Here is a 6,901-nt window from a genome sequence, read left to right on the forward strand (position 1 = left end):
CCCTGGGCAAACAACACTTGATAGTGCTCGAACCGCGGTAGGGGTTCGACCTGCTTTCCCGCTCAAACCGCCTAAATACATCTCCCCGTTTCACTTGCTGCAGCACACCCCCGATGCGCCGCAGCCGTTTTCGCTTCCCATCACCGCATGACTACGCGTTCCAGTCAAGCGCCGAGCCTTTCTGATCTACCTTCGCCGTCGCCCGCCGCCTGACCCCCGTGGGTCCGGCAGGCCATCTACCAGTCGATGCAGCTGCCCCAGGTCCGGTTCCACGTACTGCATCGTGGTCACTAGGCTGCTATGCCCGAGGAGCTGCTGCAAGCCACGCAGGTCGGGTTGAGGTTGCCCAGCAATCTCGCTGGCACAAGTGTGGCGCAACCGATGCGCGGTGATCGACTCCCCCAGCTCATCGGAGAGACGTCGGAAGAAGCCAGACACCTGCTCGCCGGTGAGGCCGGTCTTAGCGAAATATTTTTGCCGGCGTGATGGCGCGGGCCTGAACAGCGGCAGGTCGAAGATGGCTCGATCCCCGCTCGGCGGGGCGCCAAGGACTCGGGTCGCCTCCTGCCAGAGGACAACAAACTCCTGCTGAACAGGCCGCGGGACCGGGATCTCCCACTCCTTGCGAGTCTTGCTGGTCTCGCTGACCAGCAGCAACGCGGCGCGCCTTGAGTCGTAATCGCGCCAAACGAGGTGCATCAGCTGTCGCCGGCGCATCCCCGTGTAATAGAACGTGATCAGAACCGAGCGCCAGAACCAGCGCGGCTGGAGCGTTTCGCCTTCCCGGCCGAGCGTATCAAGCGCGCGCGCAAGCACGGTCTGGCTGACCCGTTTCTTGCGGTTCCACGGCTCCGGGGCCGTAGGTACATGCCTGAAAGGGTTTTCTTCGATCCAACTGATCTCCTCCGCGTAACGCAGAAGCGCGCGGAGGTGGCGTCGATAGGTGTTCCATGTGGTTGGCGAAGCCCGCCTGAGGATCTGACTCCGCCACCCCAACAATCGGTCACGCGTCACCTGTTCCAACCGACGAACTCTCTGATCGGCCTCAAACCGTCGACAGACCAGGCGATAGGTGCGGACAGTGTCGGGCTGCAAGGCACGAACCTGGCAGTAGAGCTGGAATAGCTCGCCGAGCGTCCGCCCTCCCCGGTCTTCCGTGTCCAGGGAGCTCTCTTCAGGGGCCATGATGGCGCCTCCTTGCCTCCTACTCTCACGTGAGTGAGCAGCAGGACGGCACTTTAAAAACAAGCCCCTGGCTCTTTTCAATTTCCCCGAGGAGAGAACATACCACTTTCTAACGTGACCAATGCGCGCATACGAATGGATTGGGATTTGGAGGGCTGGAGAATAGCTGGGCTGCCTCGGGGATAACGACGCCCTTAAGCTCACTAGCCCTTCTTTGCCCCTTGGCAACGTAACGATGGATGTTGGTCCCATCCGGCGCTTTCCGATGCAGCTGCTTCTTAAGGAAGCGCCTCTGCACGCGCTGCCACTCCTGGCCCTGTTCTCGCCCGTAATCCTGGAAAATCCCAGGACTGACGAGCAGCAAGCCGTGGCTGCCATCCTCGAGCTCTACAACGTGGAGCCGGGCATCCCGCTGATTAACCGCTAGGTCACCCTGACCGAGGCGCTGGGTGAGCCACAGCCAGAAAGCCTCGCCTGGGTCTGAGTCATCCGGCAACGCCGCCGCAGACTCAGCCCGCTCACCAACCTGAGCAGAACGATCATCACCCACGGAATCCAGCTTGTCCGCGGATTGCCCCTCCTCCTCGGCTATTACACCAGGCTCCTCGCCACCGGGCGCCGGCTCGACCGGTGAGCCTGTGCCCTGCTCTTCCGTGACCGGCTCGACGCTACCCTCAAACTCGGAGGGACGCTGCTCAGGTTCGGGCCAAATCCGAGACGCCTCTACCCTGAGTAGCGTCAGCTCGTGCCGCCATCCATCGCCCGTCACCCAAGCTTTCCAGATGGCCCTATCGCCGCTGGGTACCACAACCCCCTGCTCCTGGAGGACATCGAAGAGCCTCTCGTTGCGAGAAGGCAATGAGTGGAACCCTTCCTCGTGGAGCTGCTCCCGGAGCGCGTCCGCAACCCGTTTGGAAACCAGCCACAGGTCCTCTCCCTTGAGCCACCCAGCCGCCCCGTTGCGATTCAACGGCATACCCTTCTCCCGGAAGAGGTAACGGAGCGTCTTCAGCAGCCGCTCGCCCAAGGGCTCTTTAACAGCGGCGAGCGGCTCAGGGAGCTCCCCACCGAGACTCCGTGCAACAGACTCACGATCCCCCTGCTGCAGCAACTGCCCGAGAATGCCGGCATCCTCAAGCCGACCCTGGAGAGCAGCGGCCCAAAGCGAGAAGAGGTCAGGATGGCGAGCGATCCAGGCTAGCCCTGACGCAGGGATTACCCGATGAGCTAGCAGGGCTGAGGCAGGCTCATGCAGCCGATGCACCCTCCCCGAGGCATATCGAACCGCGTACCAAACAGCCCCCATATCGGACATGGTCCCGTACCAAGGCTCCCACAGCCGCAACTTTTGCCCACCCGAGCCGTAGAGCGTGATCCGCTGATCCACAACGACTTTCCCGAGATCATGGACAAGGGCCAAAGCCAGCAAGGCATACGTCCAGGCATCCGCTTCGTGAACGACGCGCTCCGGCTCGGCGTGCGGAGGCAGGACGTGCCCCTGACGCCGCTGCAAGCTGTAGATCGCCGTCTCCAGACCGTGATCCAGCAGCCCCCCTCTCCCGGCATGGTGGTGGGTCTCCGAGGCTGGCAGCTCCTGCACCAAACCCGCGAACGACCTCAGCAGGGAATCCACCAGCTCTACCCGGTGCGTCACCGGGAACGCTGTGAGCTGGACGATCTTGCGCACGCGTTTAACCCGCTCAGGGGCTCGCAGCAGCCTCCCCGCTGAGCAGACAGGCAGGAGACCGGGGCGCGGTGGCTCCTTTGGATCCTCCTTCGCACGCGATCGAAGCTGCGAGAATAAACCCAGCATCCAGCCTCTTCGCTCTCGACACCGTGGATCCCCAAGACTGCTCGTCACCACAGCAGACCAGAGCGAGAATTCCTGCTTCCCGCTTCTGCGTTTTCCCTTCTTCGGCTGTTGGCGAGATTCATAGTCTGACTAAGGCGCGTGGCAACGGGAGGTAGCCCGATGATTTTGAATCATCGACAACAGCCGTGGACCAAGGCAGAAGCTACTCATATCCGACATGTGCTCCATCGCTTCAGCGGTACGAGATTTACGCTTGTGGAGCATGGCAATGGCTACGCCCTGCGGCCGGACTGCAGCGTGAGTGATAACCAACACGCTCTGCGCTCACAGCCACCGGTCCGCTTGCGACCAGCATGGCGTGCGCAGACCACCCCCTTGGTACAAACCGCAATCGGCGGGGGCCTTGTTCTAAGTTCCAGTAACGGAGAGCAGCTGGGCCGCAACCTATCCGGGACGCTGGCTCAGTTTGCGCTGTGGGAGCCCTCCTGGTTAGAGGCCTCATTGGTGGCTGCCTCGGTCGCGACCATCGGGCTGATGCTATTCGCCTGGGGCAGTTTTCGCCTTTTCCTGAACGTTTTCTCCTTCCGATACGAGCTCGGGGCAGACCGACTGGTTGCGCAGGAAGGTATTATCCGCCGACAACGGCGGTCGATTGATTACCGGCATGCCAGGATTCCCACGCTCAGGCAAGGTTTTATCGACCGCCTACTCAGGATCGGCTCCGTGCACGTCTCCTCAGCCGGGACCGGGGACTCTGGAGAGGTCCACCTGCGCGACATCAAAAACCCCCAGACCATCCTCGACGAAATTCAAACCCGCATTGATGCCGCTACTAGAGGAGCTTGGCGATGAGCCGTGGAAGTTTCGCGACCATCTGCAGTGAGCAACAACCTTTGGCCGCGTGTAGCAGCTCGCAGAAACCAGGCGGGCTTCGAGGCCAGGCACGTATGACCATCCAAACACGGCAGGCTCAGCGTTTGGTGCATGGCCGCAGTCGCCGCCAGGAGCCGCATAAAGCCGAGATCATAGGCCTGACTCGCTTCGCCACACTCATGCGAGGCATCTGGAACGCGGCCAGCAGAGATGACCCATGGGCAGACTGGCTTCTGCTCCAAACTCACGAGGCCGTACAAGAGAATCGACAAGGCCTTGAAGCTTTGCGCGAGCAGATGGATCAGGCCCTGCAATCGATGCCAGCGGTCGAGATCGAACTTGCTGAAAGCCTCCGACCGATCCAGGTCCCTCTGTCCTTCACTTCGCCTTACGGGTACATGGGCGCCTATCTAATCGCCGAGTTCGACCAGTACGCGAGAGCCGTGCTTACGGCGCGCCATGTCGGGCTACTGAGTCGCGACGACAGCGAGCGACGCCTCTATGAAGGGGGACGCCTTGTTCGCGGGGTGTTCCACATCCCGCAGGGCTGGCGCTACCGTGCGGTCAAACGCCCCGACCTAGAACAACCCACACCCGCTGCACAGCAGATGATCGAGGAATGGGGCGAACCACCGCGGGCGATCATCGAAGGCACGCTGCGTGCCGAGGTTGCACCGGCAATCCAGGCCGATCAGGCAGCGGCCGATAACGATGTCACTTAGCGCCTCGCCCCACCGGAAGGGGGGGGGGTGCACGTAGCACCCCCACATCCTTATGCATCAGCCGGTAACGATAAGCGTCTTAGGGGGTGCACGTAGCACCCCCTGGTCACCCATCATGACTGGCCACCATGCGCCGTGATCCCAGATGCATGGTCCAATGAGGGCGGGTTGAGTCACCGACTGCGACTACCACCCCTTTTAAAGGGCCCTTTAAGGGTAAGGGAGGCGTTGGATCCATGATCGAGCTCGACGCACCGGACGCTATCGAACAGGCTCGTAAGCGGTCAGCCGAGCTGGAGAAGAGCTTGCTCTGCACCTGCGAAGAGATGAGGGCCCTCGTAGAACGATTTCGGCGTCAGTGGCCGACCCAGCCCAGGCCGATCTACCCCGGCATCCATGCCAGCGGCAACGAACGGGCCCCGGTGATCCGCTGGCGCCTCGGAGGCACCAGGGAGTCTCGACAATCCTGGCTCAGCTTTACCTCGGAGCAGGTCCAAGAACACTTGGAACACCAGAACGTCCCACAGCTGACTCGTCTCGCGTGGCTCAGCATTGACCGCGAGGCCCAGCGACTCAATACCCGGGCCAGCGTCGCGAACGCCGAGTTGCGCATGCTGAAGCGCTTCGCCGAGCACATGGCTCAGCTCGATGCGCTAGAGCGAAATTGGTCATCGCAGTGAACGTTTTTTGACCCGCGAATTGGCACATCCTCCCAGACTGGGTAACCACCACCCAGCAGGAGGACGCAGCCATGGCCAATTTCTTCCGTGGCCGAGGCAATCTTGGTGCGACACCCACCTTGCGCCACGCCCAGGACACACCAGTTGCCAACCTGCGGGTCTACTTCGATCGACCCATCCCCGACGGCGAAGGTGGCTTTAACGAGCGCGGTGGCTTCTGGGCCAACGTGAGCCTCTGGGGCTCCCGCGCCGAAACCGCAGCCCGACTCCTGCCCAAGGGCACGCGGGTTGCTGTCGAAGGTGAGCTTTTCGAGTCGCAATGGGTGGACAAGGAGACCGGCGAGGAGCGTCGCCAACTGGAGATCCGCGCCCGCCACGTTGACCCGGATCTGGGAAGGATCGACTCCCTCACCATACGCCGCCGACATAACGCCCAAGAGGAGAACACCTCGGACAGCGATGGCGCGGTGGCGAATGCCCCCGGAAGCGCAAATACTTCATAGTGCCGACTCCGGCATTTTTACGCTTTTCGTCGATTTTAGCGACTGATCGCCACAGGAGGGCGGACTATGAAGCCGAAGCACACCACGATTACTGCGCTCCTCTCGTCTGCTTTGGCGACCGGCTGCGCCATGATCCAGGAGGATGAGCGCGATGATGTCGAGTACACCCTAGATACAGGCGCCTTGTTCGAGACGGATGAGGGCGAGGACGACGAGCGAAGCGCCGACGCCGGCGCGGAAACTCCGGACCAGGGCGACCCCTCGGAGCCGCCGCCTCTACCTGACGAGCTCACCGATGCGCCGCAAACCGATGATGGGTACGTGATCGCCTACGAGGAGCTCGCGGATCTCGATGTCGATACCGCGTACAACCGCGTGCGCCAAACCTTCGGCTACAAGACTCCGGCTCAGCGCCATAATCACGAGCTGGCCGAGGACACCGGCCTTTATCACTACATCAGCGAGCCGGGGGCCTACTACTCCCTGCGCGACGCCGCAGAGATCGGTGACGACCGCGTCGTCCTGCAAGTGGACCTCGAGCGGGAGCAGGATCGCACCCGTGTTCGTGCGGCGTATCACCAGTTCTTTGCCGGATGGGGACGCCCCGAGGATCACGCACCGTGGCCTTCCGATCCCGAGGCGTTCGAGCGCAACCTCACCGAGCAGCTTGAGGGCGCCCTGGAGTAAAGGCCATGCAGCTTTACCTCTGCGAAAAGCCTTCTCAGGCCCGGGACATCGCCCGCGAGCTGGGTGCCACACGCCGCGACGCCGGCTGCCAGCATGGCTCCGGCGTCGCGGTGACGTGGGGCTTCGGCCATCTACTTGCCATGGCGCCGCCCGAGGCCTACGACGAGCAGCTGGGCCAGTGGCGGCTCGAGACCCTACCGATCCTCCCGCGGCAGTGGCAGCTGCAGGTTCGCCCTAAGGCCAAAGAGCAGTACCGCATCGTCAGGCGTCTACTGAGCCAGGCCGACGAGGTGGTCCTGGCGACGGACGCGGACCGTGAAGGGGAGACCATCGGGCGCGAGATCCTGGATCATGCCGGCTACCGTGGCCCTGTGCGGCGACTGTGGCTGTCGGCCCTTGATCCAGCCAGCATACGCCAGGCGCTGGCGCAGCTTCTCG

8 protein-coding genes are annotated in these 6,901 nt (G+C 62.5%); 6 read left to right on the plus strand and 2 right to left on the minus strand.

Translation table 11 applies throughout. From position 1 onward, the window contains the following. Positions 1–186: 186 nt before the first annotated feature. The gene (locus tag CCR79_RS03520; RefSeq protein ID WP_201168800.1) at positions 187–1,185 is read right to left on the minus strand and encodes a tyrosine-type recombinase/integrase; all 999 of its coding nucleotides are present in this window, start codon (positions 1,183–1,185) and stop codon (positions 187–189) included. 109 nt (positions 1,186–1,294) lie between these two features. Continuing rightward, positions 1,295–2,998: a MobH family relaxase gene (gene mobH / locus CCR79_RS03525; RefSeq protein WP_201168801.1), complete on the minus strand. Its 1,704-nt coding sequence runs from the start codon at positions 2,996–2,998 to the stop codon at positions 1,295–1,297. A gap of 159 nt (positions 2,999–3,157) precedes the next feature. Between mobH and CCR79_RS03530 the strand changes: the two genes are divergently transcribed. From CCR79_RS03530 to CCR79_RS03555, 6 genes are all read left to right on the plus strand, one after another. Continuing rightward, a complete protein-coding gene (locus CCR79_RS03530; RefSeq protein WP_201168816.1) occupies positions 3,158–3,850 on the plus strand; it encodes a PH domain-containing protein in 693 nt (230 codons plus the stop codon). Further along, positions 3,847–4,593, plus strand: a complete 747-nt coding sequence (locus CCR79_RS03535) for a PFL_4669 family integrating conjugative element protein (protein WP_201168818.1) — start codon at positions 3,847–3,849, stop codon at positions 4,591–4,593. Before CCR79_RS03530 ends, CCR79_RS03535 begins: the two co-directional genes overlap by 4 nt. 236 nt (positions 4,594–4,829) lie before the next feature. Further along, the gene (locus CCR79_RS03540; RefSeq protein WP_201168821.1) at positions 4,830–5,273 is read left to right on the plus strand and encodes a hypothetical protein; all 444 of its coding nucleotides are present in this window, start codon (positions 4,830–4,832) and stop codon (positions 5,271–5,273) included. 71 nt (positions 5,274–5,344) lie between these two features. Continuing rightward, positions 5,345–5,776 carry a single-stranded DNA-binding protein gene (ssb, locus tag CCR79_RS03545; RefSeq protein ID WP_201168823.1) on the plus strand — a complete coding sequence of 144 codons (432 nt, stop codon included), beginning with the start codon at positions 5,345–5,347 and terminating at the stop codon, positions 5,774–5,776. Positions 5,777–5,842: 66 nt separating this feature from the next. After that, on the plus strand, positions 5,843–6,463 hold the full coding sequence (locus CCR79_RS03550; RefSeq protein ID WP_201168828.1) for a hypothetical protein: 621 nt from the start codon (positions 5,843–5,845) through the stop codon (positions 6,461–6,463). A 5-nt stretch (positions 6,464–6,468) separates the two neighbouring features. Then, positions 6,469–6,901, plus strand: a 433-nt coding sequence (locus CCR79_RS03555; protein ID WP_242510811.1) for a toprim domain-containing protein, incomplete at its 3' end; no start/stop codon positions are given.

The organism is Halorhodospira halophila, from assembly GCF_016653405.1.
Lineage (GTDB): Bacteria > Pseudomonadota > Gammaproteobacteria > Nitrococcales > Halorhodospiraceae > Halorhodospira > Halorhodospira halophila_A.

Bases quoted from the DNA above. Each gene is read 5' to 3' on its own strand.
- CCR79_RS03550 (WP_201168828.1), top strand. From the start codon at position 5,843: ATGAAGCCGAAGCACACCACGATTACTGCGCTCCTCTCGTCTGCTTTG.
- CCR79_RS03520 (WP_201168800.1), bottom strand. From the start codon at position 1,185: ATGGCCCCTGAAGAGAGCTCCCTGGACACGGAAGACCGGGGAGGGCGG.
- CCR79_RS03530 (WP_201168816.1), top strand. From the start codon at position 3,158: ATGATTTTGAATCATCGACAACAGCCGTGGACCAAGGCAGAAGCTACT.
- ssb (WP_201168823.1), top strand. From the start codon at position 5,345: ATGGCCAATTTCTTCCGTGGCCGAGGCAATCTTGGTGCGACACCCACC.
- CCR79_RS03540 (WP_201168821.1), top strand. From the start codon at position 4,830: ATGATCGAGCTCGACGCACCGGACGCTATCGAACAGGCTCGTAAGCGG.
- CCR79_RS03535 (WP_201168818.1), top strand. From the start codon at position 3,847: ATGAGCCGTGGAAGTTTCGCGACCATCTGCAGTGAGCAACAACCTTTG.
- mobH (WP_201168801.1), bottom strand. From the start codon at position 2,998: ATGCTGGGTTTATTCTCGCAGCTTCGATCGCGTGCGAAGGAGGATCCA.